This is a genomic window from Sphingomonas sp. BL-S-29 (assembly GCF_055521495.1).
On sequence record NZ_CM145482.1, the window covers coordinates 4,272,684 to 4,296,640 of the forward strand.

Here is a 23,957-nt window from a genome sequence, read left to right on the forward strand (position 1 = left end):
GGCTCGACCAACATTTCAGGGTACGGTGAACGTCCTTCTGGCAAGCTCGCCAGGCTTGCCGTCCGCGGTGAAATAGCTGACCGTCACCGCCTCGCCCTTGCGCAAGGCACGCGACAGGGGGATTCGGGCCAGGCGTTCGTCGACCTCCGGATAAACGCCGAGACCACGGACGAGGCCGACGACCTCCCCGGTCCCGCCCGTTCCGGCCCGCACTTCGAGATCGCCATAGAGCGACGTCGTTCCCTGGCGCATGACCGGTATTTCCAGCACTGGCTTGTCGCCTTCCAGCCTCGCCGCAATGGCGCCCAAGGTCGCGGTCGCATTGGCCGCTCCCGTTCGCACGATAAGCGGGATCGACACGCCGAAGATCGACTGGACCCTCAACACCAGCTCGCCCCTCGTTGTCGCCGCGACCTGTTCAGCGGTGAGGCCGGAATCGGGCGTGGGCAGCGTAGCGACGGTGAGGTGGGTGCGATATTCCACGACGTCAGTCGATTCCGGCAGGCTGGCGCGGATTCGGATCACCCTGCCCTGGCCGGGCGGCAAGGTCAGGCGGCTAGGAACCGCCAGCAGCAGGAGCTTGGCCGAGCGCACCGACGCAGCGGCGGCGACCGCGGCCGGGCCCTTCTCGGCCGCGCGCGCCACCGGCAGAATCTCGCCGGACGGCAGCATCACATTATCGATCAGCGCGACATCGACCGTCACGGCGGCATTGCCCTGGTTGAAGACATAGACCGTGTCGCTGCGCTTGGTGCGATCGAAGATGATTCGGCGCGGCGTGAGATTGATGTTCGCGACACCGGTCTCCGCCCCGCCCGCAACGGGCGGCGGCGTCGCCGCGGTCGTCTGCGACGCATTCTGGGCGGCAGCGCCGGCGCACAGGACGCATAGGGCGAAAGCGGTGGTGGCAGCGACCGCGGCGCGCGCAAGGGCGGGAGGGCCCTGCGTCGTATGGACTTCATGAACCTCGATCATCGCGGCGAGTGCCTATCTGCTAGCGGTCAGTTGAATTGGGCAAGGACCAGGAAATTGTCCGGGCCGCCGCCATCCCGTAGTGGCGTGAGGTCGACCTTGGCGTCGGGGTTCGCCACGATGGCGCGCGCAACACCGGACGCGACATCCATCCTGTAATAAGCGGTGGACAGCACCACGACCTCGTTGGGAAGACGGCTCCCGGAGCCAGAGCGTTCGGGCAGAAGCAGCGACACGGAATCGCCGGTACGCCCCGACAGGAACACGGTGGAGAGGATATCGGTCAACAGGTCATACGCGATCCCGGCACCGACGGCTTCACTTATCTCCACCGCGCCACCTGCCGCGGCACGCTGACCTTGCGCGACGACCGGTGACGGCGGTGACACCGCAAGGACCGCCCCCACGACAATGGCCCAGTGACGCATTGCCCGGCGGCGGTCCTTGCCCATGTCCATCGTTCCCTACAATCCGCTAGCGGATCACTGATAGGCAACCGTCACGTCGAAGGTGCCGCTATAGGCACCGGTCACCTGCGTCGAGGGCAGTGCGAAATTGCCGCCGACATAGAGAGTCTGGGTGCCAGCCGCGCCGAGCGCGTTGCTGAGCGTCGTCGTGGCGCCCAGATCCGGCGCGAGCGTGATGGTGATCTTCTTGGTGGCATCCGTGCTGAGCGCCAGGTCGAAGCTGGTCGGCACGCTGACGGTAGCGACCTGGCCGCCTTCGCCATCGATGGTGAATTTGGCACGCGTCGTGGTGATGCCGCTCAGGGCGATCGCACCCGAGCCGGCGGTCACAGCGTCCGCCGTGTTGGCGATGGCGACGGTGCCGCTCCCGGTGCTCGGCTTGACGATACGGCCGAAGGAGAGGTCGACATTCTTGGTCAGGGTGAGCGGCTGCACGATGGTCGTGCTTCCCGTCGCCGTGGCTGTCGCGGAAGACTGGGCAAATGCCGCCGAGGAGCCCGCAGCAAGGCCGATGGTGATGAACGCACCGGCTAAAATCTTCTTCATGACTCAAATCCCCACAAAGTACCGCCCCAACAAATGGGCGCGGTTTCCCGAAAAGGCTGTGCCTTTATTCAATTGATCGCAAATATCCTGGCCACATTCATGGTCTACGGCCAGACAAGATCCGAAGCGGGATCTTGAGTTGTATTTTTAAATTACAACCACAGTGAATATTTCTAAAACCGCAAATGCACTTAGTCAAGTGGCAGTACTTGTGCCAAAACAGCGCGGTATTTTCAACTTAACCCTTTGACAAGACAGGGATAAAAGGTCCGATACGGCCCAAAATGCCGTCCTCGCGTTCCATGCAGGCAAGAAAAAAATCGCGTAAAAAAGGTCGGAAAACCGATGCAACGCCGTTCCGAGAGCCGGCGCCCCGTCCGGGAATTCGACCTCCCAGCGATTCGACCTCACGCTAGTCTAGCTGCGGGTGCCGCGTTCCTCGCACCGCTAGCGCGCATCGTCGTCGGCAGGCACGCGCCTGTGTTGACGCAATGACCGTTCCGCTCAGAAATTCCAAAAAACCTGGAGTCTCGTCACATCTCTTCCACATAGCGCGGCTAGCTGCGGGGCCGCTTCCGACCAATACCGCCGCGCCGGCGGGATCAGATAAAGGAAAACACGCGTGACGATCGACCGCAGGGCTTTTCTCCTCGGTGCCTCCGGAGCCGCCATCGCCACCAGCGAGCCGGCACAGGGGTTGCGCCGACTGGGCGGGCACGGCTCGATCGCGGATATCGAGCATGTCGTGATCCTGATGCAGGAGAACCGATCGTTCGATCATTATTTCGGCACGTTGCGCGGCGTGCGCGGCTTTGGCGATCCGCGCCCGGTAACGCTGCCGGGTGGTAAGCCGGTCTGGGCGCAACGCCGCGCGGATCGTGACGGGGGACAGATCGCCTGGCCGTTCCGGCTCGACTACGACAGCAGCAACGCGCGGTGCTTCACCGGCCTCGACCATAGCTGGAAGGACAGCCAGGCGCGCTGGCGCAACTGGGACGTGTGGGCGGACCAGAAAGGGCCGCTCACCATGGCGCATCTGACCCGCGCCGACATTCCCTATTATTACGCGCTGGCCGACCAGTTCACCATTTGCGACAGCTATCACTGCTCGCTGCAGGGGCCGACCGGTCCCAACCGCCTCTATCATTTTTCCGGCACGAACGGCCTCAGCGTCGGGCAGGAAGGGGTTTATTGCGTCACCAATGGCGGCACCGACGGCAACCCCGGCGCCGACATGGCGAAGGACGACGCGACCGAGGGGCTGCCCTGGCGCACTTACGCAGGGCGGCTGGAAGAAGCCGGCATATCGTGGCGCGTCTACCAGGAGCTGGCCAATTATTCGGACAATCCGCTCGGCTATTTCAAGGAGTTCCGGAAGCTCGATCCGGCATCGTCGCGCTACCGGCGCGGGCGGGCCTATGTCGACTGGATCGGCGGCGCGGCACCCGCCGACCCGGAAAAGACGCAGGCACGGCATCTGATCGCTGCCTTCGCCGCGGACGTCGCCGCCGATCGCCTGCCCTCGGTTTCCTGGATCGTGCCGATGATGCAGATGAGCGAGCATCCCGATGCGCCGGTACCCTTCGGCGAAGTGCTGATCGGCAACCTCGTCGCGGCGCTCGCCGCGAACCCGACAGTCTGGGCGAAGACCGTCTTCATCCTGAACTATGACGAGAATGACGGGTTTTTCGATCATGTGCCAGCGCCCATGCCGGCGATAGAGCCGAGCTATGGCGCGAGCAATGTCGATGTGCGCAGCGAGACCTATCAGGGCGAGCCGGTCGGGCTCGGCCCGCGCGTGCCGATGCTGGTGATCTCGCCCTGGACGCGCGGCGGCTGGGTGAACTCGCAGCTTTTCGACCATACCTCCGTGCTGCGCTTCCTGGAAAAGTGCTTCGGCGTGGCCGAACCCAATATCTCGCCCTGGCGTCGCGCGGTGTGCGGCGATCTGACCTCGATCTTCGACTTCGATGTGTCGCGCGAAGCGCGTCTCGACACGGGCTGGGCGGCGGCGTTGCCCTCGGTCGCAGGCTATATCGCCGAAACCGAGCGGCTGTGCGCCGGCGCCCCTGCACCGGCGATCGCCAAGGGCAACGGCGTACCGGCGCAGGAGCCCGGAACACGCCGGGCCCGGCCGCTGCCGTACCGCTTCGCCGTCGAACCCAGTTGGTCCGACGCCGGCCTGACCTTGCGCTTCGAGAATCGGGGGTCGGTCGGGATTGTGTTCGGGGTGCAGGACGAAACCCTGTTTTCCGGCTGGCGCTATTTCACCGTCGCCGCGACCTCGCAGCTCGAGGAAGCCTGGCCGCTCCGCCGGGACCGGCCGCATGCGATCGTCGTGCGCGGGCCCGACGGTTTCCACCGCGAGTTCCGAGGCCATGGGAACGCGCCGCGGGTCGAGGCGGCAATCGCCTGGCGTGAGGATGGGACAGGCGGCACGCTGCGCCTCGCCAATCGCGGCGATGACGCGGTCGCCATGACGCTGCACTGCGCCCATCGCGGCACCAGCGAGCAGGTCGCGGTGCCCGCGGGCGCGAAAGCGCAACGGCCAGTCACGCTCGCCGACCATCGCTGGTACGATCTGATGCTGACCGCGGAGAATGGGGTACGCCTGCGCCTGGCGGGGCATGTCGAGACCGGCGCGCCCGGCATCAGCGAACCCGCTTTGGCCTTCCCGCATCCAGGCTGAGCCGTCCCCCGCTACTGTCATCATCATGTTGCCAAGCCTGCCTAGGGCTCCGCTCGATGAGGGCGGGCGAGATGGAATCGGGCGAAGACGCGGCGGCGGACGTCAAGATACTGGACCCGCGCTTCCTGTCGCTTGCGGCGATGGAGTTTTGGGAGCGATTCGCCATGTACGGCGTGAAGTCGCTGCTCGTGCTGATCCTGGTCGACCGGGTGCTGGTGGGCGACCTGTCGCGCGTGATCGGGGCGTCGGCCGTTCGCGCGGCGAGCACCGCGCTGTTCGGCCCGGTCTCCAGCATCGCCCTCGCCTCCCAGCTCTATGGCTATGCCAATGCGCTGATCTATCTTTCGATCCCGTTCGGCGGACTGGTGGGCGACCTGATCGGCAGCCGGCGAATGATGGTGGTGACCGGTGGGGTCGGCATGCTGCTCGGCCTGGTGATGATGCTGAGCGAGCACAGCTTCCTGATCGGCCTGATCCCCTTCGCAATCGGCACCGGCTTGCTGAAGGGAAATTTGTCGGCACAGGTCGGCTTGCTGTTCCGCGACGAAGCGCAACGGCGGCGCGGCTATGCCGTTTATCTCGGCTTCCTGAATGCAGGGGTGATCTGCGGCCCGCTGGCCTGCGGCGCCGTGGCGGTGGTAGCGGGTCCGGTCAACGCAATCGGCGCGGCCATCGCCGCGGTCGTCCTGGGACTGGTCTTCTATCTGCGCATCGGCGGCGAACAGGAGCGGGCGGCGGCAGTGGCCGTGCCGGCAAGCGCGCCGCGCGCGCCGCTCGCCACGACCGCGCTGCTGATCGTCACGCTGGCCGCGATCTATCTGTGCTTCGCGGCTTATGAGCAGCTCGGCAACATCTTCCTGCTATGGGCGCGCACCCGGATCGACCTGCGGGTGGCCGAGTGGACGATGCCGGTCGCCTGGTTCCTGTCGCTCGACGGCGTCTTCACGCTGGCGCTGATCGCCGGATCGCAACTGACGATCCGCGCGCTCGAGCGGCGCGACATCGCGATCGGTCCGGTGGTGCAGGTCCTGGTGGGCGGATTGTGCTGCGCGGCGGGATATCTGCTCCTCGCGGTCGGCAGCGCTAGCAGTGGCGGGGCGCCGCTGTCGCTGCCATGGGCGCTTTGCTATCTGCTGCTGATCGACAGCGCGATCGTGCTGATCTGGCCCTCCGGCCTGAGCCTGATCGCCGGCGTCGCGCCGCGCCGGCTGGTCGGGTTCTGGATGGGCCTATTCTACCTGCACGGCTTCTTCGCGCATTTGTGGGTCGGCTTCAGCGGCGTCTATTACGAGCGCATGGCGCCACCGTCCTTCTGGCTGCTCCAGGCGGCGGTGGCGGGTTCGGGCGCGCTGCTGATGCTGCTTGTCGGGATGCCGCTGATGCGCGCCGTCAAGGACCGTCAGGCGACAACGACCTCGGCATGAGCGAACGCCCGGGCGTAATCGTGTTCGAGCGGCTGATCGGTGACGAGGATATCGACCTCGTTGAGCGCCGCCGTCTGGATCAGCGCATAGCGCCCGAATTTGGATGAATCGGCGCCGAGCAGCACCTGTTTCGAGGTTGCATAGGCGATCCGGCTCATCTCCGCCTCGCCGGGATGGAAGTCCATCAGCCCGCGCTCGATGCTGATCCCGCCGACCGACAGGATCGCCAGGTGCGGGGTGAAGCCGCGGACAAAGTCCTGCGCGTGATGATCGGAAAAGGCGCGATAATCATAGTCCATCTGCCCGCCAGCGAGGAACAGGCGGTTGTTGTTGATGCCGCCGAGATCGTTCGCCACGCGCAGCGAATTGGTGATGACGGTCAGCGCCCTCCGGTCGACCAGCTGCCGCGCGATGAAGCAGCTCGTCGTGCCGGAGTCGATGAACAGGATCGCGCCGTCCAGGACGAATTCGGCGGCCGCGCGGGCGATACGCAGCTTGGCGTCGGAATTCTCCTCCATCCGCTGATGGAGCGGCCCTTCATGGACCGGCGCGGTCATGCGCGCGCCGCCATGTTCGCGGATGATGACGCCGTGATCCTCGAGCGCGCGAAGCTCGCGGCGGATCGTCTCGTCCGACACGGCGAGATCCGCCGCGAGTGCCGTCACCGACAATGTCCGTCCGCTTCGCAGCCGCGACATGATTTCGCGCTGCCGTTGTGATCGTTTCTCTATCGCCCCCTCCATCGTGCTTGTTCCCGCTAGCCCGCCGTCCCGGCCAACCATGCTTGGTGTCCGGGTTTTTGCAAGCGGGATGCCCGGGGCCGGCCGCGCGGGCCAGCCCCGGCGATATGGCCTCAGAAGCCGAAGCGGGCCGTCAGCCGCACCGAGCGCGGCGGCTGATAATTGACCGGCGCTCGATAGTCGGGGTTAGCCGATCCGTCGCCCAGTTCGCCGAAATTGTTATACGACGTCACCGCATGGCTGTTGAACAGGTTGAACACGTCGAGACGAACCGACGCGTCGACCCCATAGGGCAATGGCAGATGGACGACCGCGCTGACATCGAATTGAGTCAGCCAGTCGCCGGTGAACGCCGTGCCGCGCGGAATGAGCTTGCCCTGACAATAATAGGCATAGCCGTGATAGGTGTTCGCATAGGCATCGACATTGACCGGCACCGCGCCGATGCAGCTGTAATGCACGGGTGACTGGAGAACGGCGTTGGCGCCCAGATCCAGCATGTCGAGCAGACGGTAGCTGCCATAGGCCTTGAAGGTGTGGCGGCGATCGTTCGGCAGATAGCCATAAGCGCCGTTGACGAAGCCTGGCGAGTCGAAGTCGGCAGTGCGGTTGATCGCCAGCTGGCCATTCTCCGATCGCACGCCGCCCTCGTAATTCCCCTTGTCGAAGGCAAGCGTGTAGGAGCCGGCCAGGCTCCATTTCTTGTCGAAGCTGCGGTCGAAGGTCAGCGTCAGCGCGTTGTAATTGCGGCTCGGCTTGGGATAGCCGAGGTCGGCCGCCTTCAGCGTCACCGTCGGCGTCGATCCATCGGGCAGCTTGTTGATCTGCACCGTCACGTCGCGCCCGGGATTGGCGATGACGAACTGGCTGCCGCCCGGATAGGCCGACTGGCACGCAGCGGCGGTAAAGCCCTTGCCGACGCAATAGGCGCGTGCGCCGGCGTCGATCGAGATGTCCTCGATCACGTCCTTCAACTCGCGGTGCGTGAAATAGGCACCGATCCGCACATGATCGCCGAACTGATGCTCGGCACCCAGGATGAACTCGTTGCTCGACTGCGGCTTGATGTTGGTGGCGATGGCGCCGGCCGGGTTGAACGCCGAACCATCGGCCGAAACTTCGCAGTTCCGCACCCCGGTATCGGGGCAGGCGGTCGTGTTGACGACTGACAGGATCGGGGCGCCCTCGGCCGGGATGCTGCCCGCGCCGCTGACGCCGTTGAAGCGGTTATAGCGGGTGTAGGTGACCAGGCTGCCGGCGACGTTCAGGTTGATGTCGCCTGCCATCGGCAGATAATATTGCGAATAGGAGCCGAAGATCTTTGTGCGCCCGTCGCCCAGCGGATCGAACGAAGCGCCGACGCGCGGCGCCCATTGGTTGCCCGATTCGAAGAAGGACTTGCCGTTGACGCCCTGATTGCTGAAGCGGTCGTTGCGCAGGCCAAGATCGAGGCGCAGGCGATTGTCGAGCAGCGACCATTGGTCCTGCAGATAATAGGCCTCGTTGCGGACATGCGCGATGCCGTTCTGGGCATAGACGCGCGTCGTATAATATTCCGTGCCGACCGGCAGGCCGATGCGCGCGGCGGAATCGGCGGTGACGGCGAAGATCTTGAACGCGCCGGCGCCGATCGTCTGGAAGGTCTGCGCCTGAGTGTCCTTCTCATGGTCGTAGCCGATGCGGACATGGTGCGACCCGAACAGATGGAATTGCAGGTCGGCGTCCACACGGTAGAATTCGCGCTGGTCATCGGTGCTGCTGAAGGCGTCGGTCACCTTGTTGAGGCCGATCTGGATGCCAGCCGGGTCCTTCCGGTAATCGACGACCTGCGGATTGACGGTGTCGAGCGGAAGATTGCCCGAGCGCAGCTTGTTGACGCCGTACGCGCCCGACAGCGTCAGCCACGGCGTGAAGGTGCCGGTGTAGCGGCCGACATAATTGATGCCGCCCGCCCGGGCATTGGTACCGCCCGTCTTGTTGCCGAGCGTGTGGTTGGTCCGGTCCCAATTGTAGCTGCGGTTATGCGTATCGTTGGTCGTGTCGAAATAGGTGAACTCGAAATGATGGTCACCCGTGATATAGCCGTCGATCTTGCCGCCCCAGAAGGGGCTCGTATTCGTCACGCCGGTTGCGTTGTTCTGATTGGCCTGCGGCGTCATCGAGCGGATGTCGCGCATATTGTAGAGACCATAGACGAACAGGTGATCCTTGATGATCGGGCCGCTGGCCTGAAGGATCAGTTCCTTGCGGCTGGCGGTGGCGTGGCGATAGTCGATGGTGCGGGTCGACGGCGCATTGCCGCGCAGGTCATCCGGTTCCCAGATGCCGGTCACGCTCGCATGATATTCGTTCGAGCCCGACTTGGTGGTCGCGACGACATAGCCGCCGGTCGCGCGGCCGAATTCCGCCGGGGCGCCGCCGGTCTTGACCTCGACCGTCTGGTAGAAGTCGAACGGCACTTCGGTCGGCTGGCCGCCCGAGACGAAGTCGGTGACGTTCAGGCCGTTGATGTAGAAGGCGTTCTCGGTGAATGCAGCGCCGGCAATCGAGACCTGGTTGGCAAAGCCGCCGTTCGAGGGCGACGAACCCTGCACGGTGCCCGGCGTCAGCAGCATCACGTCGCGCAGCGAACGCCCGATCGGCACGCGCTGCGTGAGGGACGCAAGGTTGATCGTGCTCCCGACGGTGGTGTCCTGGAAATCCGCGACGCGCTGGCGCGCACCCGTCACGACGATGTCGCCATTTTGCGACTCCGGGACCAGGCGGTAGCTGTTGGCCCCGCCGGTCTCCCGCGTCAGCGGCACGCTGGACTCGCTATAAGCCGTGAAGCCGTCCGCCGTGATGGTGACATCGTAATTGCCGGGCGAGAGCTGCGGGATGGTATAGGCGCCAGCGCCATCGGTCGTCGCCGTGCGGCTGACGCCCTTGTCCGAGGAGGTGATCTTCACCTGCGCATCGGCGATCGGCGCGCCGTCCATCGAGGTTACCCGGCCCGAGGCGGAAATGTTGGTGTAATCCTGAGCGCCGGCAGGCGCCGCCGCCATGACGACGACCGCGGTCGAACCGAGCATCAGCAACGCGCGCAGAGCTGCGCGCGACGAAAGTCGCGTGAAGCGGAACATCGAATTTCCCCTTTTGGTGATTAAAGCCGGAAACGCGGTGAAACCGCGTCACGGAGGGTCCGTTATGCGGAGGCTGTGGATTTTTTGTGACAATACGACAGAAAATGCACAAAAACTGTGGGCGGCAACCATAGCAGGAGGACGCGACACGCCGGCTACGTCAGGCGCGCCCTTCCACCCCCCGCCCCTTCTTTCGTCTCTGATCGATTTCCCCGTTCGCACTAACCGAGTTAAGTCGTTTCCGCCCGCACGGTGCCGAGTCTAGGTTCCGTGAAGAAGGTTCAACCACGAGAGGATACCGACATGGACGCGAAGACGAGCGGCGACCCGCTGGGCTGCCCGATGAAAGAGCCTGCCGCGCTGCGATCCCTTCTCGGGCGGACCAACCGCGACTGGTGGCCGAACCAGCTGTCGCTGGACATCCTCCAGCAAAACGGCCTGTCGGGCGATCCGATGGGCGACGATTTCGATTATGCCGCCGAGTTCAAGACGCTCGACCTCGCGGCGGTGAAGCGCGACCTGACCGCGCTGATGACAGACAGCCAGCCCTGGTGGCCGGCCGATTACGGGCATTACGGCCCGTTCTTCATCCGCATGGCCTGGCACAGCGCCGGCACCTATCGCAGCGGCGACGGGCGCGGCGGTGCCTCTTCCGGGTCGCAGCGCTTCGCGCCGCTCAACAGCTGGCCGGATAATGGCAATCTCGACAAGGCACGCCGGCTGCTCTGGCCGGTGAAGCAGAAATATGGCCGCAAGCTGAGCTGGGCCGATCTGATGATCCTGGCCGGCAATGTCGCGATCGAGTCGATGGGCGGACCTGTTTTTGGCTTCGGCGGCGGCCGTGCCGATGTGTTCGAGCCCGAAAAGGACATTTACTGGGGCACCGAGGAGCAATGGGTCGGCCATGCCGACAACCAGACGCGCATTCAGCCCGAGCGTGAGATGGTGCTGGAAAGCCCGCTCGCCGCGATCCAGATGGGCCTGATCTACGTCAATCCCGAAGGGCCAGGCGGTAATCCTGACCCGATTCAGTCGGCGCGCGACATCCGCGAGACGTTCGCCCGGATGGGCATGAACGACGAGGAGACCGCGGCGCTGGTCGCGGGCGGCCATACCTTCGGCAAGGCGCATGGTGCGGGCGACGCCTCGCTGGTCGGTGCGGAGCCGGAAGGCGCCGATATCGCGCAGCAGGGGCTTGGCTGGCAGAGCGGGCATGAGTCGGGCGTGGGCGACCACACCATCACCAGCGGCATCGAAGGCGCGTGGACGCCGACGCCGATCACCTGGGACATGAGTTTCTTCCACATGCTGTTCGACTACGAGTACGAACTGGTGCGCAGCCCGGCGGGGGCCAAGCAATGGCAGCCGATCAACCAGGCACCCGAGGACCTCGCGCCCGGTGCGCACAGCCCCGAACGGCGCCTGCCGACGATGATGACTACCGCCGACATCGCGATGAAGGCGGACCCGACGTACCGCGCGATCAACGAGCGGTTCCGGGACAATCCCGACCAGTTCGCCGATGCCTTTGCCCGCGCCTGGTTCAAGCTGTGCCACCGCGACATGGGGCCGAAGGTGCGGTATCTCGGGCCCGACGTGCCGGCCGAGGACCTGATCTGGCAGGATCCGATCCCCAAGGCGGACTATACGCCGATCGATAGCGGCGATGTGGCGGCGCTGAAGCAGAAGATCCTGGCATCTGGGCTGAGCGTGGCCGAGCTGGTGCGGACGGCCTGGGCATCGGCCGCGACCTATCGCGGTTCGGACCATCGCGGCGGCGCCAATGGCGCGCGCATCCGCCTGGCGCCCCAGAAGGACTGGGAGGTCAACGAGCCGGCGAAGCTGGCCAGGGTGCTGGAGGTCTATGAGGGCATCAAGCGCGACTTCGACGGTGCCGGGGCGGGCAAGAAGGTCAGCATCGCCGACCTGATCGTGCTGGGTGGCTCTGCCGCGGTCGAGAAGGCAGCGAAGGATGCCGGGCAGGACGTGACCGTGCCCTTCTCGCCGGGCCGCACGGACGCGACCGCCGAGCAGACCGAAATCGGCAATATCGACGTGCTCGAGCCCAAGGCGGACGGATTCCGCAACTATCTCTCAGTGCGGTTCAGCGTGCCGACCGAGGAGTTGCTGATCGACCGGGCGCAGTTGCTGGGGCTGAGCACGCCCGAAATGACGGTGCTGGTGGGCGGCCTGCGCGTGCTGGGCGCCAATCATGGCGGCTCGGCGCACGGCGTGCTGACCGACCGGCCGGGGCAGCTGACCAACGACTTCTTCGTCAATCTGCTCGACATGGGCACGGCGTGGAAGGAAATCGACGAAGCCGGTGACGAGGAGTTTGCGGGGACCAACCGCAACACGAACGAGCAACGATGGACCGCGACGCGGACTGACCTGGTGTTCGGATCGAACTCACAACTTCGGGCGGTGTCCGAGGTCTATGCTTCGAACGATGCGGGGGGGAAGTTCGTGAAGGACTTCGTTGCCGCCTGGACCAAAGTGATGGACGCGGACCGATACGATCTGCGGGTGTGACCCCTTCTTTTAGCTTAAGCGCTCATGGCCGCCGGCGACTCCCCTCGCCGGCGGCCTTTTTATTTGGTTCGTGCGGAGGCGCGGAGGGGGTGCGCTCACGAACTGGCGAGATTCCCCTTCCCCGTTCGTTTCGAGCGAAGTCGAGAAACAGGCCAAACAGCGCACGGGTCGGTTTCTCGACTTCGCTCGAAACGAACGGGAGAGGGTGTGACCGGGCGAGGTTTAACCCGTGATGCGCACCGCAACCGCTTCCGCCACCTTGATGCCGTCGACCGCGGCGGAGAGGATGCCGCCGGCATAACCCGCGCCTTCGCCGGCGGGGAACAGGCCGTTGGTGTTGAGGCTCTGGAAATCGGCACCGCGGGTGATGCGGATGGGGGAGGAGGTGCGGGTCTCGACGCCGGTCATCAGCGCGTCGGGGTGGTCATAGCCCGGGACCTGGCGGCCGAAGGCGACCAGTGCCTCACGCATCGCGGTCACCGCGAAATCGGGCAGGCATTCGGCCAGGTCGGTCGGGGTGACGCCGGGAAGATAGGACGGCGCGACGGTGCCGAGCTTGCTCGATGGGCGGCCGGCGAGGAAGTCGCCGAGCGTCTGGGCGGGGGCCCTGTAGGTCGAGCCGCCGGCGACATAGGCGCGCGATTCCCAGTGGCGCTGCAACTCGATGCCGGCGAGCGGGTGGCCGGGATAGTCACGCGCGGGATCGATGCCGACGACCAGGCCCGAATTCGCGTTGCGCTCGTTGCGGGAATATTGGCTCATGCCATTGGTGGCGACGCGGCCTTCCTCCGAGGTGGCGGCGACCACCGTCCCGCCGGGGCACATGCAGAAGCTGTAGACGGTGCGGCCGTTCCTGCAGTGATGCGACAGGCTGTAATCCGCCGCGCCGAGGATCGGGTGGCCGGCCGAGGGGCCGAAGCGGGCGTCGTCGATCCAGCTTTGCGGATGTTCGATGCGCACGCCGATCGAGAAGGGCTTGGCCTCGACGAACACCCCTTCGTCATGGAGCATGTGGAACGTGTCGCGCGCGCTATGTCCGATCGCGAGCACGACCTGATCCGCCTCGAGATAGTCGCCGGTGTGAAGGTGAAGACCCGTCACGCGGCGGGAGCCGTCCGGGGCAGTCGCGATATCGATCCGGTCGACGCGGTTCTCGAAGCGATATTCGCCACCCAGGCCCTCGATCGTCTCGCGCAGGCTCTGGACCATCGCGACCAGGCGGAAAGTGCCGATATGCGGGTGCGCCTCGGTCAGGATCTCGGCGGGAGCGCCGGCCTTGACGAACTCGATCAGCACCTTGCGGTCGAGATGGCGCGGGTCCTTGATGCGGCTGTAGAGCTTGCCGTCGGAGAAGGTGCCGGCCCCGCCTTCGCCGAACTGGACGTTGGATTCGGGGTTGAGCTCGCTCTTGCGCCACAGGCCCCAGGTGTCCTTGGTACGCTGCTTCACCTCCTTGCCGCGATCGAGGATGATCGGGCGAAAGCCCATCTGGGCGAGGATCAGCCCGGCGAACAGGCCGCACGGGCCAGTGCCGATGACGACGGGGCGCTTGCCGGTCCAGCCGGAAGGGGCCTTTACCGGGAAGCGATAGCTGGTGTCGGGGGTGCGCTGGACATGGCGGTCCCTTTTGAAGCGCGCGAGGACGGGCGCCTCGTCGCGCAGGGTGACGTCGACGGAATAGACGAGCTGGATGTCCATCTTGTCGCGAGCGTCATGGGCGCGGCGAGCGATGGTGAAGCGGACCAGGTCGCGCGGCGTGATGCGCAGGCGATTGCGGATCGCGGCGGCCAGGGCCTCTTCCGCATGGTTGAGCGGCAGTTTCAGTTCAGTGATGCGGAGCATGAGTGCGCCATAACGGGGGATGCGGGGTTCGGCCAATCCTCTCGCGGCTGCTCCGTCCTCCCCGCCTTCGCCGGCGAAGGTGAAATGGGGAAGGCACGGAACAACGTCGAAAGGGCGGCGTAGAGCGCGCGTCCCCCTTCCTTTCCCCCTGTCGCTGGCGTAACCTTATCTCATGCGCAAACATATCCTGATCATCACCGGAATCCTCATCGTCGCGGCGATCGCCTTCTGGTTCTGGCTGCGCCAGCCCGATGTGGCGCGCCTCCCGGTCGACGCCGTCACCGGCGCCAGGCCCGAGATCACGCCGCCGCGGATCCAGAGCTTCCCGACGATCGGGGTGGCGGACGCGGTAGGCTGGCCGAAGGGGGTGACGCCGGTGCCCGCCGCCGGGCTGGCGGTGACGGCGTTCGCGGGCGGGCTCGAGCATCCGCGCTGGCTCTATCGCCTGCCCAATGGCGATGTGCTGGTGGCGGAGAGCAACTCGCCGCCGCGCGAGGGCGGCGGCATCACGGGCAAGGTGATGGGCTATCTGATGGGCCGTGCGGGCGCGGGCGTGCCTTCGCCCAACAAGATCGTCCTGCTGCGCGACGCCGACGGCGACGGCGTGGCGGAGAGCCGCACGACCTTCATGTCCGGGCTGAATTCGCCCTTCGGCATGGCGCTGATGGGGGGCTGGCTGTACATCGGCAACACCGACGCGCTGGTCCGCGTGCCGTACAAGGACGGCGAGACGAAGATCGACGCAAAGCCCGAAACGGTGATCAAGCTCAACCCGGGCGGCAATCACTGGGCGCGCAACGTCATCGCCGATCCGGATGGCAAGACGCTGTACGTGACGGTCGGATCGTCGAGCAACATCGCCGAGAACGGGCTGGAGGCGGAGAAATTCCGCGCCAACATCCTGCAGGTCTATCCCGAGGCGAAGACCTTCCGGGTCTATGCGGCGGGGCTGCGCAACCCCAATGGGCTGGCGTTCGAGCCGAAATCGGGCGGGCTGTGGGTGACGGTCAACGAACGCGACATGCTCGGATCCGACCTCGTGCCCGATTATATGAGCGCGGTGGAACTGGGCGATAATTTCGGCTGGCCCTGGTATTATTGGGGCGGCTATCCCGACACGCGCGTCGAGCCGGCCAATCCGCAGCTCCAGCAATATTCGAAGCGGCCCGATTACGCGCTGGGGCCGCACACCGCCTCGCTCGGCATCAGCTTTGCCGGCGACGCGAAGCTCGGCGACCGATTCGCCAACGGCGCCTTTGTCGGCCAGCACGGATCGTGGAACCGGGAGCCGATGTCGGGCTACAAGGTCATCTATGTGCCGTTCGGCGACACTGGCTTTCCGCTGAAGGGCGCGAAGCCGGTCGATGTGCTGACCGGATTCCTCGACAAGGACGGCAAAGCGCAGGGGCGTCCGGTCGGCGTGATCACTGATCGGACGGGCGCGCTGCTGGTGGCGGACGATGTCGGCAATGTGATCTGGCGGGTAGCGGCCAAATAGGGCGCGGCAAGGATATCGGGCTGGGATATCGGGCTGGGATATCGGGCTGCGGCCGGCTCCCCCCGAAGCCGCCGCAGCCCGTGTCGCGCGTATGCTGCTTTCGCCGCGCGCGCGCTCCTCCCCAAGACTATTAGCACCCCTCGTGCCAAAATCCGAGTTCTTTCTTAAGGGTATAGCTTCCTCATGGCTAACGGATAGTTTAGGAAACACGATGTTACCCATAACGGGTAACAGGGCCGCGATGGCCTTATCCGCGAGAGAGGATGCCGATGAGTGATCGTGTCGTCACCAACCAGGCCAAGATCGGCGAGAATTGGCGAGTCGCCGTGAGCTCGCTGCAGAACCTGTTCCTGACGATGCATCGCACCCTCTCGGCCGCCATACCGGTCGGCCCAACCGAATTGCTGATCTACGCCACGGTGTCCACCGCCAATGTCCAGCGGCTGATGCGCGAGCGCGCCATTCCCGAACCTTTTGCCGGGACCGCGATATTGCCGCGCGAATGGGTCGTGCCGATCTCGCGCAACGCGATCGCCACGGCGAGCGGCCTGCCGCGCGAGACGGTACGCCGGCACGTCGCGCGGATGATCGAAGCCGGATTGCTGATCGAGGATAGCCGCGGCGGGGTCACCCTGCCGGAAGGCGTGATCCAGGATCGCCAGCTCGAGCCGTTTCTGGAGGGAATGCTGACCATCTACGCGCGCAGCGCCGAGGAATTGCTGCGCAGTGGGGTGATTCGAATCGAGAAGGATTGAAGGCCGCCAGCTGTCCGGGCGCTATTTTAGCAGCGTCTTTCCCCGTTCGGTCAGCTTGTCGCGTATCTTGCCGGCGAACAGGCGGAGCATCGGCGGCAGATCAAAGCTCGCATGGACCCTGGTCTCCATCACGTCGAGCCGGCTCGCGACGCGCTGGCCCATCGCCTCGACGGTGAAGATCAGTGTGTCGCCGTCCCAGCGATGCTCGGTGACGGTACCGCCGGGCACGAAGGATGCCAGTTTGCCGACCCCCTTCTCGATTCGCGCGCGGGCGGCGGCGAGACCAAGCTTGTGAGGGATATCGACGGTGATCGGGTCGGTCATCGGGCTATCCCTCAACGCGCGAACAGCATCGCGTCATCCGCGAACGCCTTGAACTCCAAAGCGTTGCCGCTGGGGTCGAGGAAGAACATCGTTGCCTGCTCGCCGACCTGCCCCTTGAAGCGGACATGCGGGTCGATGCCGAAGCGGATGCCCGCCGCCTTCACGCGCTCGGCGAGGGCCTCCCAATCGGCCATTTCGAGGACGACGCCGAAATGCGGCACGGGCACGTCATGGCCGTCGACTGGATTGGCGACCGCCACCGGCGTCGCCGCGGGATCGAGATGCGCGACGATCTGATGGCCGAACAGGTCGAAATCGACCCAGGACTCGGCGCTGCGCCCCTCGGGGCAGCCCAGCACGCCACCGTAAAAGGCGCGCGCGGCCGGGATGTCGTGGACGGGAAAGGCGAGGTGGAAGGGGCGGAGCGTCATGAGGCCCGCCATAACGCCAATCCACGGTGTTCGTCACCCCGGGTCCCTCGACGCGGTTCGGGACAGGCTTGTTCCGGGGTCTACCGTTCCGCATACGGACGACCGAAGCACTTGCGGCCCGGTGGATGCCGGAACAAGTCCGGCATGACGGAAGTGGGGAAGGCCTTGCTCGACAATCAGGTTCAGGCATTGCGGCGCGCCGCGGCGGCACGCCCCGCCCTGCTCTCCCTCGCACTCGGCGCACTGTCCGCGACGGGCTTCGCACCGCTCGATCTCTGGCCGGTCGCGCTTGTGTGTTTCGCCCTGTGGATGGGGCTCATCCACGATTCGCCCGCGCTGAAACCGGCACTGCTGCGCGGCTGGCTGTTCGGGGTCGGGCAGTTCGCGATCGGCATCAACTGGCTGCAGCACCCTTTTGTCTATCAGGACGCGATGCCGCATTGGCTCGGCTATGCCGGCGTGCTGCTGTCGGCGCTGTATCTCGCCCTTTACCCGATGTTCGCGGCCGGACTGGCCTGGCGCCTGGCGAGCCCGCGCGCGGCGGGCGACGCGATGACGCGGCCGGGCATCGCCTATCTCCTTGTCTTCGGCGCGGCCTGGATCATTACCGAATGGCTGCGCGCGACGATGCTCAGCGGCTTTCCGTGGAACCCGCTCGCGGCGATCTGGGTACCGATGCTCGGCGTGGCGCGGATCGCGGCCTGGACTGGAACCTACGCCCTGTCCGGCCTGACGGTGGCGATTGCCGGAACCCTGATCCTCGCGGCCGGCCCGCGCTGGATCGTGCCCGCCGCTGCCGCGATGGTCATTGCGGTGCTGGCCGTGCTGGGCCTTCCCATCGAAACCACACCCGCCGCGCTGCCCGCCGACTCGCCCTATGTCCGAATCGTCCAGCCCAATCTCGGCGAGGAGGAGCGCCCCACTCCCGCTTACGCCGAGAACAGCCTGCGCGCGCTCGAATCGCTCGCCGGCACGCCCGGCACCCATCCGCGCCTGATCGTGTGGCCGGAAGGCGCGCTGCGCTTCTTCGTCGAGGACGGGTATCCGGCCGATTATTACTGGCGCGGATCGCCCCTGGTCACGCGCCGCCGCATCGCCGCCCAGCTCGGTCCGCGTGACATGGTGGTGAGCGGCGGCAACGCGCTGCAATTCGATAGTGCGGGCAATCTCACCGCGGGGACCAATTCGGTCTTCGCGATCGATTCGGCCGGCACGATCCGCGCGCGCTACGACAAGGCGCATCTCGTGCCGTTCGGCGAATATCTGCCGCTGCGGCCGCTGCTCACCGCGTTCGGGCTTCAACGCCTGGTGCCGGGCGACCTGGATTTCGCTCCGGGGCCCAGGCCGCGCACCATCGCCCTGCCCGGCTTTGGCGATGTCGGCATGGACATCTGTTATGAGATCATCTTTTCCGGCCAGGTGATCGATCCGGCGCAGCGGCCTGCGATGATCTTCAACCCTTCCAACGATTCGTGGTTCGGCGACTGGGGCCCGCCCCAGCATCTTGCCCAGGCGCGTCTGCGCGCGATCGAGGAGGGGCTGCCGATCATCCGTGCGACTCCGACCGGCATATCCGCGGTGATCGCGGCCGACGGCCGGCTGCTCGACAGCCTGGCGCTGCACAAGGCCGGCGCGATCGAGCTTGCCATGCCCCAGGCGGCGGCACCGACGCTGTTCTCCCGCCTCGGCAACTGGATGGCGGCCCTCGTCGCGACGACAATGCTGCTCCTGGCAGTTGCGTTCCGCCGGTCGGCTCGCTAGGGCAATCATATAAGGAAAGCTTTATATGCGGTTTCCGGAGGGCCGGGACCGCGCCAGCCAAGGGTAGATTTGATGCGCGCTTCGTTTCTCTTCACCTCCGAATCGGTTTCCGAAGGCCATCCCGACAAGGTCGCCGACCAGATTTCCGACGCCGTGGTCGATCTGTTTCTGTCCAAGGACCCCTATGCGCGTATCGCCTGCGAAACGCTGACCACGACCAACCGTGTCGTGCTGGCCGGTGAAATCCGCTGCAAGGGCGTGTTCGAGAATCACGAATGGGCACCCGGAGCGAAGGAAGAGATCGAGGCAGCGGTTCGTGCGACCGTGAAGCGGATCGGTTACGAGCAGGACGGTTTCCACTGGGCGAATTTCTCGTTCGAGAACCATCTGCACGCTCAGTCCGCGCACATCGCGCAGGGCGTCGACGAGAGCGGCAACAAGGACGAAGGCGCCGGCGACCAGGGCATCATGTTCGGCTACGCGACCGACGAGACCCCCGACCTGCTGCCCGCCACGCTCTATTACTCGCACCGCATCCTCGAGAAGCTGGCGCATGACCGCCACAACAAGGTCGTGCCCTTCCTCGAGCCCGACGCGAAGAGCCAGGTGACCCTGGAATATCGCAACGAGGTCCCGGTCCGCGCAACGGCGCTGGTCGTCTCGACCCAGCACGCGCCGGGCTATTTCTACGACGGCACCGAAGGCAATCCGGAACTCTACAAGGAGCTACGCGACTATGTCGTCGGCGTGTTCAACGAAGTCCTGCCTGACGGATTCGTGGACGAAGAGACCAAGATCTACGTCAACCCGACGGGCCGTTTCGAAATCGGCGGGCCTGACGGCGATGCCGGCGTCACCGGCCGCAAGATCATCGTCGACACCTATGGCGGCGCAGCCCCGCACGGCGGCGGCGCTTTCTCGGGCAAGGACCCGACCAAGGTCGACCGCTCGGCCGCCTATGTCGCGCGCTATCTCGCCAAGAACGTCGTCGCCGCCGGCCTCGCCCGCCGCTGCACGATCCAGCTGAGCTATGCTATCGGCATCGCCGAGCCACTGTCGGTTTATGTCGACACGCACGGCACCGGCACCGTTCCGGAAGCGAAGCTGGAAGAGGTGCTGCCGAAGCTGGTCCGCCTGACCCCGAAGGGCATTCGCGAGCATCTGAAGCTCAACGCCCCGATCTACCAGAAGACCGCGGCCTATGGTCATTTCGGCCGCAAGCCCGACGGCGATTCCTTCACCTGGGAAAAGACCGATCTGGTCGACCAGCTCAAGGCCGCCGTCGCCTGAGCCGCCCAGCCCACTGACGCGCAAGACGGCGCGGTTCCGCTTCGACGGAACCGCGCCGTTTTCGTTGAAGGCTTGCACCGAGCCTCCACGCGACTATGCCCGCCCGACCATGAACGATCCGACCACCATCCGCCGCCTCTATGGCCGTCGCCAGGGGCATAAATTGCGCCTTGGCCAGGCCGCGCTCGTCGAGGAGTTGCTGCCCGAGATCAGCGTGCCCGAGAGCGGGCCGATCGATGCGCGGAGCCTGTTCGGCGATGACCGTCCCCTCGAAGTCGAGATCGGCTTCGGCGCGGGCGAGCATCTCGCCGGTCAGGCGGCGATGCGGCCCGGCACCGGTTTTATCGGCTGCGAGCCGTTCCTCAACGGCGTGGTCGGCGCGCTCAACCATGTCCGCGACGGCGAACTGGAGAATGTCCGGCTGCACATGGGCGATGCGCTTGAGGTGATCGAGCGGCTGCCCGATGCCTCGCTCGACCGTGTCTATCTGCTCCACCCCGATCCGTGGCGGAAGGCGCGCCACGCGAAGCGGCGGATGGTCAATCACGGGCCGCTCGACCTGATCGCGCGCAAGCTGAAGCCAGGTGCCGAATTCCGCCTGGGCACGGACGATCCGACCTATTGCCGCTGGTCGATGATGGTGATGAACGCGCGGACCGATTTTATCTGGCAGGCGACGCACCCATGCGATTTCCTGACCCGGCCGGACGACTGGCCCGAGACCCGCTACGAGCGCAAGGCGCGGCGGCAGGGGCATGAGGTCTGGTACTTCCGATATCGCCGCAGCTAGGTCGGGGCGGCGGGAAACCGGGAGCATCTTCGGTCGTTTGGGCAGGATGAAACCTCTTCCTCTCCGCCCGATCGGTCTCGCCCTCGTCCTGCTCCTCGCTGCCTGTTCGTCCGGTTCCGAGCGGCAGCCGGAAACCAGCACCGTAACGAACGGCACCGCGCCGTCCGCGCCCATGGCGAATCAACACGACGCGCCGGCGACCACTATGGCGGAGCCGGCGACCGCGACCCCGGCCGCAACGGCATCGGGCAAGGTGATCGGCCTCGAAGGACTCGGCGCGTTGCGGCTCGGTCAGGCGGTGCCCGGCGGCGGGTCCTGGGCCGAGACCAACGCGGAGACCGGGGATTCCTGCCGGACGGTGACGTCGCCGGAGTATCCCGGCGTCTATGCGATCGTGTCCGGCGACAAGGTCAGGCGGATCACGGTCGGCCAGCGCTCCGACGTCAAGCTGGCGGAGGGCATCGGTGTCGGGGCGACCGAAGGCGACGTCCGGAAATGGTTCGGGGGTTTCCGCGCGACGCCGCACAAATATGAGGCCGCGCCGGCGAAATATCTAACCGCGCCCAATGCATCGAGCGGAGACCCCGCCGTGCGATTCGAGATCGGCGAGGACGGCAAGGTCGGGATGATCCATGTCGGCATGATGCCCGAACTCGCCTATGTCGAGGGGTGCGCCTGATCGGCAACAAGGCGTGATGGGCGCGACTGGTTCAGGCGCCGTCCTGCCGTTGCCGCGCCAGGGCGTTCATGGTCGGAACCCAGCGGGCCAGCGTTTCGAACGGGATCGGGGTGTCGAACGCGATACCGGCATGCTCCTTGTCCAACCAGCGGACCGATCCGGCGATCGGCGACAGGCCGCTGACCATCAGGATCAGTTTCTGCCCCACCTCCAGCACCTCGCTCGGAGAAATCCGCCCACCGCCCTGCGAGATGTTGCACAGCGCGACGACATGGTAGCGCACGCCGACGCGGATCCGCGCCTTGACGTCGATATCAACGCGCGGGGCACGCGGCTGCCGCTCGTCCCTGGCGGCGAGGAGTTCCTCGGCGCTCACCGGCTCGTCGAACACGATCCCGGCCAGGCCGTCCCGGCGCCATTGCACCCGGCCGGCGACAGGCTGGCCTGACTTGAATTCCGCGGTCACCGGCTCTTCGACGTTCAGTTCCGAATAGATATGGGCCATCAGGCCACTCGAGGAAATGTTGCGGACCAGACACAGTTCCTCGCCACGCGGCGTCTGCAGCCGCGCCACGCGCAGCACCTTCACGCGCCGCAGATCTTCCCGCTGCTCGGGCGGAGACGGCGAATCGGAGAATGAGATCGTCGTCAAGTCGCCGTCGTCGTGATGGTCTAGCATCGGGACACCCCTATTCGAGCGACGTTGTCCACATCGCCACGACCTTGAAAAGCGCCCCCGCTCTTCAAGCACAACAACGCCCCTCGGAGCCGGATTATCGGCCAGTGATCCCTTCCAAATCCCTAACGGCGCTTCCCCACCGGCGCGATTTCTATGGCGGACGCGGCATTAACCCTCGCAATGCCGCCTTTTGCTTGCCTTTCGCTACGCCCTGCCCTGTCCTAGGAAGTGGCGGACGGGCCGTCCGCGCGGGGAAATCGAGTGACCGACGAGATCGAGCGGATGATCGCGACCATTGGCGCGGCGCTGCGGCAACGCCCCGATCACCCGTACAACCTGGTCGGGCTCGCCGAAATGGTCGCAGCGCGCAAGGCGCCGCGCCGGGCAGCGGACCTTGCACGAGAGGCGATGGCGCTGGGGCGGGACGATCCGGCGACCGTCATGCGCGGCCGACGACTGCTGGCGTCGCTGATCCCGGGCTATCACGTGCCGATGATGAACGACGCCCGCCGCAACGCCGCCTGGGACGCGGCGCTGCGGCGGGCGATCCGCCCCGGCATGACGGTGCTCGAGATCGGCACCGGCGCCGGCATGCTGGCACTGATGGCGGCGCGCGCCGGCGCGGAGAAGGTCGTTACCTGCGATTATAACACGGTCGCGGCGCGCATGGCCCGCGAGCTCGCCGAACGGAATGGCTATGCCGACCGCATCCAGGTCGTCGCCCGGCGCTCCCAGGCATTGATGATCGGCAAGGAGCTGGAGCGCCCAGCCGATCTGCTGGTTTGCGACATCTTTGCCGACGGGCTGCTCGATTTCGACCCGCTCAGCGCGATCGCCGATGCGCGGCAGCGGCTGCTCGCGCCCGGCGCCCCCGCCGTACCGATGGCAGCGAGCCTGCGCGCCGCGCTGGTGGACTGGCAGGACTATCCGCGCGCCGGGCATATCGATGCAGCCTGCGGGTTCGACCTGACCCCGATGGCCGATTTCGTGCCGACCGGCATCCTCAGGCCGATCGGCTCGGCCGGGATCGACCCCGTGTCGGAAGAGGTCGAGCTGTTCCGGTTCGATTTCGCGCAGGCCCGCTTTCCGCCGTCGGACCGCCGCACCCTCGCCTGCCGTGCGACGAGCATCGGCGAGGCCAATACGATCGCACGGTGGATCAGGCTCGAGCTGGATGACGAGGCAATGATCGAGGCGCGGCCCGAGCCAGGCGCGACCTTCTTTTCCGGACTGACCCTGACGCCGCTAGACGCCGCGGTGCCGGTGCGGCCCGGCGAAACGACCACGATCGGTACCGCGCATGACGGCCGCGCGATCTTGACCTGGGTCGAACGGGATTAGGACAGGGGGCACGCGAAGAAACGTCACGCAGCGTCGCCGATAGCCCAGCGCGCCGGAGGCGCCGCCGGGTTCGCG

19 protein-coding genes are annotated in these 23,957 nt (G+C 65.9%); 10 read left to right on the forward strand and 9 right to left on the reverse strand.

All coding sequences use genetic code 11. The features are described from left to right. Positions 1-15: 15 nt before the first annotated feature. The 3 genes from ACZ1I2_RS20275 to ACZ1I2_RS20285 are packed head-to-tail and all read right to left on the reverse strand — an operon-like array spanning position 16 to position 1,985. Positions 16-975, reverse strand: a complete 960-nt coding sequence (locus ACZ1I2_RS20275) for a hypothetical protein (RefSeq protein WP_465176060.1) — start codon at positions 973-975, stop codon at positions 16-18. Between the two features lie 26 nt (positions 976-1,001). Further along, complete coding sequence (locus ACZ1I2_RS20280) at positions 1,002-1,424, reverse strand: hypothetical protein (protein ID WP_465176059.1); 423 nt, start codon at positions 1,422-1,424, stop codon at positions 1,002-1,004. Between the two features lie 30 nt (positions 1,425-1,454). Next, entirely contained in the window at positions 1,455-1,985 is a 531-nt protein-coding gene (locus tag ACZ1I2_RS20285) for a DUF4402 domain-containing protein (RefSeq protein ID WP_465172375.1), read from the reverse strand. 622 nt (positions 1,986-2,607) lie between these two features. Between ACZ1I2_RS20285 and ACZ1I2_RS20290 the strand changes: the two genes are divergently transcribed. Together ACZ1I2_RS20290 and ACZ1I2_RS20295 are read left to right on the forward strand one after the other, a co-directional pair. Then, positions 2,608-4,674 (forward strand): phosphocholine-specific phospholipase C, encoded by a 2,067-nt coding sequence (locus ACZ1I2_RS20290; RefSeq protein WP_465176058.1) that lies wholly within the window; start codon positions 2,608-2,610, stop codon positions 4,672-4,674. A gap of 56 nt (positions 4,675-4,730) precedes the next feature. Beyond that, the gene (locus ACZ1I2_RS20295; RefSeq protein ID WP_465181512.1) at positions 4,731-6,098 is read left to right on the forward strand and encodes an MFS transporter; all 1,368 of its coding nucleotides are present in this window, start codon (positions 4,731-4,733) and stop codon (positions 6,096-6,098) included. On the opposite strand, the gene ACZ1I2_RS20300 is transcribed toward ACZ1I2_RS20295, so the two are convergent. Further along, positions 6,074-6,796: a DeoR/GlpR family DNA-binding transcription regulator gene (locus ACZ1I2_RS20300; protein ID WP_465181513.1), complete on the reverse strand. Its 723-nt coding sequence runs from the start codon at positions 6,794-6,796 to the stop codon at positions 6,074-6,076. The two genes, ACZ1I2_RS20295 and ACZ1I2_RS20300, sit on opposite strands and share 25 nt — an antisense overlap. 155 nt (positions 6,797-6,951) lie before the next feature. After that, on the reverse strand, positions 6,952-9,960 hold the full coding sequence (locus ACZ1I2_RS20305; protein WP_465176055.1) for a TonB-dependent receptor: 3,009 nt from the start codon (positions 9,958-9,960) through the stop codon (positions 6,952-6,954). 303 nt (positions 9,961-10,263) lie between these two features. Here ACZ1I2_RS20305 and katG point away from each other — a divergent pair, with 303 nt between their 5' ends. After that, positions 10,264-12,492: a catalase/peroxidase HPI gene (katG, locus tag ACZ1I2_RS20310; protein ID WP_465172370.1), complete on the forward strand. Its 2,229-nt coding sequence runs from the start codon at positions 10,264-10,266 to the stop codon at positions 12,490-12,492. Between the two features lie 222 nt (positions 12,493-12,714). On the opposite strand, the gene ACZ1I2_RS20315 is transcribed toward katG, so the two are convergent. After that, a complete protein-coding gene (locus ACZ1I2_RS20315) occupies positions 12,715-14,334 on the reverse strand; it encodes an NAD(P)/FAD-dependent oxidoreductase (protein WP_465176054.1) in 1,620 nt (539 codons plus the stop codon). A 172-nt stretch (positions 14,335-14,506) separates the two neighbouring features. On the opposite strand from ACZ1I2_RS20315, the gene ACZ1I2_RS20320 reads away from it, so the two are divergent. Further along, complete coding sequence (locus tag ACZ1I2_RS20320) at positions 14,507-15,832, forward strand: PQQ-dependent sugar dehydrogenase (protein ID WP_465176053.1); 1,326 nt, start codon at positions 14,507-14,509, stop codon at positions 15,830-15,832. A gap of 269 nt (positions 15,833-16,101) precedes the next feature. Beyond that, positions 16,102-16,587 (forward strand): winged helix-turn-helix transcriptional regulator, encoded by a 486-nt coding sequence (locus ACZ1I2_RS20325; RefSeq protein ID WP_465172367.1) that lies wholly within the window; start codon positions 16,102-16,104, stop codon positions 16,585-16,587. A gap of 21 nt (positions 16,588-16,608) precedes the next feature. On the opposite strand, the gene ACZ1I2_RS20330 is transcribed toward ACZ1I2_RS20325, so the two are convergent. Together ACZ1I2_RS20330 and ACZ1I2_RS20335 are read right to left on the reverse strand one after the other, a co-directional pair. After that, positions 16,609-16,911 carry a polyhydroxyalkanoic acid system family protein gene (locus tag ACZ1I2_RS20330; protein ID WP_465176052.1) on the reverse strand — a complete coding sequence of 101 codons (303 nt, stop codon included), beginning with the start codon at positions 16,909-16,911 and terminating at the stop codon, positions 16,609-16,611. Between the two features lie 11 nt (positions 16,912-16,922). After that, positions 16,923-17,342, reverse strand: coding sequence for a VOC family protein (locus tag ACZ1I2_RS20335; RefSeq protein ID WP_465176051.1), 420 nt, complete (start codon positions 17,340-17,342; stop codon positions 16,923-16,925). A 144-nt stretch (positions 17,343-17,486) separates the two neighbouring features. On the opposite strand from ACZ1I2_RS20335, the gene lnt reads away from it, so the two are divergent. From lnt to ACZ1I2_RS20355, 4 genes are all read left to right on the forward strand, one after another. Then, positions 17,487-19,103, forward strand: coding sequence for an apolipoprotein N-acyltransferase (gene lnt, locus ACZ1I2_RS20340; RefSeq protein ID WP_465176050.1), 1,617 nt, complete (start codon positions 17,487-17,489; stop codon positions 19,101-19,103). Between the two features lie 72 nt (positions 19,104-19,175). Beyond that, the gene (metK, locus tag ACZ1I2_RS20345) at positions 19,176-20,393 is read left to right on the forward strand and encodes a methionine adenosyltransferase (RefSeq protein WP_465172363.1); all 1,218 of its coding nucleotides are present in this window, start codon (positions 19,176-19,178) and stop codon (positions 20,391-20,393) included. Positions 20,394-20,502: 109 nt separating this feature from the next. After that, entirely contained in the window at positions 20,503-21,183 is a 681-nt protein-coding gene (gene trmB / locus ACZ1I2_RS20350) for a tRNA (guanine(46)-N(7))-methyltransferase TrmB (RefSeq protein ID WP_465172362.1), read from the forward strand. Between the two features lie 46 nt (positions 21,184-21,229). Further along, positions 21,230-21,862 (forward strand): hypothetical protein, encoded by a 633-nt coding sequence (locus ACZ1I2_RS20355; protein WP_465181514.1) that lies wholly within the window; start codon positions 21,230-21,232, stop codon positions 21,860-21,862. A gap of 31 nt (positions 21,863-21,893) precedes the next feature. Here the strand turns inward: ACZ1I2_RS20355 and ACZ1I2_RS20360 are convergent, their stop codons facing one another. Further along, a complete protein-coding gene (locus ACZ1I2_RS20360) occupies positions 21,894-22,514 on the reverse strand; it encodes a PilZ domain-containing protein (RefSeq protein ID WP_465176048.1) in 621 nt (206 codons plus the stop codon). Positions 22,515-22,802: 288 nt separating this feature from the next. On the opposite strand from ACZ1I2_RS20360, the gene ACZ1I2_RS20365 reads away from it, so the two are divergent. After that, positions 22,803-23,882 carry a 50S ribosomal protein L11 methyltransferase gene (locus ACZ1I2_RS20365; protein WP_465176047.1) on the forward strand — a complete coding sequence of 360 codons (1,080 nt, stop codon included), beginning with the start codon at positions 22,803-22,805 and terminating at the stop codon, positions 23,880-23,882. Positions 23,883-23,957: the final 75 nt, after the last annotated feature.

Excerpts from the sequence above, each read along its gene's own strand:
- ACZ1I2_RS20275 (WP_465176060.1), bottom strand. The coding sequence starts at position 975 with ATGATCGAGGTTCATGAAGTCCATACGACGCAGGGCCCTCCCGCCCTT.
- ACZ1I2_RS20280 (WP_465176059.1), bottom strand. The coding sequence starts at position 1,424 with ATGGGCAAGGACCGCCGCCGGGCAATGCGTCACTGGGCCATTGTCGTG.
- ACZ1I2_RS20285 (WP_465172375.1), bottom strand. The coding sequence starts at position 1,985 with ATGAAGAAGATTTTAGCCGGTGCGTTCATCACCATCGGCCTTGCTGCG.
- ACZ1I2_RS20295 (WP_465181512.1), top strand. The coding sequence starts at position 4,731 with ATGAGGGCGGGCGAGATGGAATCGGGCGAAGACGCGGCGGCGGACGTC.
- ACZ1I2_RS20300 (WP_465181513.1), bottom strand. The coding sequence starts at position 6,796 with ATGTCGCGGCTGCGAAGCGGACGGACATTGTCGGTGACGGCACTCGCG.
- ACZ1I2_RS20305 (WP_465176055.1), bottom strand. The coding sequence starts at position 9,960 with ATGTTCCGCTTCACGCGACTTTCGTCGCGCGCAGCTCTGCGCGCGTTG.
- katG (WP_465172370.1), top strand. The coding sequence starts at position 10,264 with ATGGACGCGAAGACGAGCGGCGACCCGCTGGGCTGCCCGATGAAAGAG.
- ACZ1I2_RS20315 (WP_465176054.1), bottom strand. The coding sequence starts at position 14,334 with ATGCTCCGCATCACTGAACTGAAACTGCCGCTCAACCATGCGGAAGAG.
- ACZ1I2_RS20320 (WP_465176053.1), top strand. The coding sequence starts at position 14,507 with ATGCGCAAACATATCCTGATCATCACCGGAATCCTCATCGTCGCGGCG.
- ACZ1I2_RS20325 (WP_465172367.1), top strand. The coding sequence starts at position 16,102 with ATGAGTGATCGTGTCGTCACCAACCAGGCCAAGATCGGCGAGAATTGG.
- ACZ1I2_RS20330 (WP_465176052.1), bottom strand. The coding sequence starts at position 16,911 with ATGACCGACCCGATCACCGTCGATATCCCTCACAAGCTTGGTCTCGCC.
- ACZ1I2_RS20335 (WP_465176051.1), bottom strand. The coding sequence starts at position 17,342 with ATGACGCTCCGCCCCTTCCACCTCGCCTTTCCCGTCCACGACATCCCG.
- lnt (WP_465176050.1), top strand. The coding sequence starts at position 17,487 with ATGACGGAAGTGGGGAAGGCCTTGCTCGACAATCAGGTTCAGGCATTG.
- metK (WP_465172363.1), top strand. The coding sequence starts at position 19,176 with ATGCGCGCTTCGTTTCTCTTCACCTCCGAATCGGTTTCCGAAGGCCAT.
- trmB (WP_465172362.1), top strand. The coding sequence starts at position 20,503 with ATGAACGATCCGACCACCATCCGCCGCCTCTATGGCCGTCGCCAGGGG.
- ACZ1I2_RS20355 (WP_465181514.1), top strand. The coding sequence starts at position 21,230 with ATGAAACCTCTTCCTCTCCGCCCGATCGGTCTCGCCCTCGTCCTGCTC.